We start from the raw sequence: 363 nt of genomic DNA on the forward strand, positions 1-363 counted from the left end.
GCCCGGTGAGGGGTGCCGGCCGGCAGGGCCGGCCACGGCAGCACGGCCCCGTACGGGTTGGCCGGGTCGGTCGCGGCGAGCGTGACGACGACCGGCGCCCCCTGCCCTGCCGCGGCGGGACCCGCTCCCCGGCCACCGTGCGCGCCGGACTCCGACTCGGTGAAGGAACGCAACCGGTCGATCGTTCCGGCGGTCGCGAACTGTGCGGCGCCGAGCCCGTCGATGAAGTAGCCGCGCCGGCAGCGGCCGGATTCCTCGAAGCCGCTCAGGGTGCGGTAGACGAGCGCGAAGCCGCCAGTGACGCCCTCCCCCACGACGGCGCCGCGGGTGACGACCCCGTAGCGTTCGAGCAGGGTCTCGCCG

General features: G+C 76.3%; 1 protein-coding gene. It reads right to left on the reverse strand.

Annotation, left to right across the window (positions count from 1 at the left end; all coding sequences use genetic code 11):
- On the reverse strand, nucleotides 1-363 hold a 363-nt coding region (locus QN357_RS19340; RefSeq protein ID WP_323505450.1), incomplete at both ends, for a hypothetical protein.

The sequence above is a fragment of the Cryobacterium sp. RTC2.1 genome, assembly GCF_035018685.1.
In the GTDB taxonomy this organism is placed as follows: Bacteria; Actinomycetota; Actinomycetes; order Actinomycetales; family Microbacteriaceae; genus Cryobacterium; species Cryobacterium glucosi.